Origin of the sequence: Neoroseomonas rubea, from assembly GCF_016106015.1 — a bacterium.
Classification (GTDB): Bacteria; Pseudomonadota; Alphaproteobacteria; order Acetobacterales; family Acetobacteraceae; genus Neoroseomonas; species Neoroseomonas rubea.
This window is the reverse complement of sequence record NZ_JACADQ010000596.1, coordinates 1-1280: the sequence shown is the minus strand read 5'-3', so window position 1 is coordinate 1280 and position 1280 is coordinate 1. Positions and strand designations below refer to the sequence as shown.

Annotated in this window: 2 protein-coding genes; both read left to right on the top strand. The window is 73.2% G+C overall.

Annotation, left to right across the window (positions count from 1 at the left end; genetic code table 11):
* Positions 1-66 precede the first annotated feature (66 nt).
* Positions 67-483, top strand: a complete 417-nt coding sequence (locus tag HW577_RS25160) for a DUF6524 family protein (protein WP_198378819.1) — start codon at positions 67-69, stop codon at positions 481-483.
* A partial coding sequence (locus tag HW577_RS25155) for a hypothetical protein (RefSeq protein WP_198378818.1) occupies positions 480-1280 on the top strand: 801 nt, incomplete at its 3' end. The genes HW577_RS25160 and HW577_RS25155, both read left to right, overlap by 4 nt.

The following is a 1280-nucleotide window of genomic DNA, read 5'->3' as shown; positions in this document are numbered from 1 at the left end:
CGCGGCCGATGCGGCCGCCGCGCGGCTGGCGGACCTCGCCGTGCTGCGGGCGCGGGAGACGGCGCGATGAGCGCCGAGCGCTTCGACTGGCGCGGCGTCGTCTCGCGCGCGCTGTTCGCGCTGTTCATCGTGTTTGCCATCTACAACCCCTCCGGCACCTCCTACGTCCATTGGGTGCTGGAAGGCTTCGACTGGTTCTGGGTGAAGCTCGCGACCGGGGCGGCGCTCGTCGCCATCCTCGGCGTCATGTGGCGCACGACGCGCGGCGTGCTGGGGCGGCAGGGGATCCTGCTCGTGGTCGCCTTCTGCCTCGGCCTCGGCATGACCGTGCTGCACCTGTCCGGCCAGCAGCTGCTCGACGGCGACACGCTGCTGATGGGTCTGCTGGTCTGCCTCTCCGGCCTGTTCACGGCCGGGCTTTGTTACTCCCACCTGCATCACCGCCTGGGCGGCATCGCCCACACGGAGGACATCAACAAATGACGCATCCGGGCACCGCCAATACGGCGGAGCAGCAGGCCGCGCCGCCGCGCAAGGCCGACGCATTCCTGGTCAGCTGCATCGATCCGCGGCTGACCGACGACGTGACCTTCCTGATGGGCGCGCTCGGGCGCGAAGGCCGCTACAGCGAGATGCGCATCGCCGGCGCCGCACTCGCGGCCATCGACCCCGCGCGCCCGGCCTGGTCGGCGGCGCTGTGGGAGAACCTCGCCGCATCCCGACAGCTGCACGGCGTGCGCAAGGTCGTGTTCGTGAACCACCGCGACTGCGGCGCGATGCACATCTGGGCCGGGCGGCGCCTGTCCGACAATCCGGCCGACGAGTTGCGCCAGCACCAAGAGGTGCTGAACCGCGCCGCCGCGGCGGTGCGCGAGCGCCATCCGGATATGGGCGTCGAGATCAAGCTGATGGAACTCGACGGGTCGGTCCGCGTCCTGCCCTGCGCCTGCGCGCCGGGTGGAGGTCTCCGCGCCGAGGCGGTGGACCCGGCGGGCGAGGCGATCGCCGCCATGGCCGCTTCCGGCGGCGGCAGCATCGCCGCGCCGCATCGCGCCATGGCGCTGCCCGACCCGGACGGCTTCGCCGAGTTGGTCCGCCTGCGCTTCGCCGGCACGGTGCCGGACCCGGAGGCGGAACTCGCGCTGCTGACCGACGGTGTCACGCGCTTCGGCCTGACGGCGGAGGATGCGCGCGCGGCGGTGCTGGCCGAGGGCGAGCGCCGCGGCGTCGCCGGCCCGTCCGCCGCGCTGGTCGAGGCGCGCGCCTTCCTCGCCGCCCAG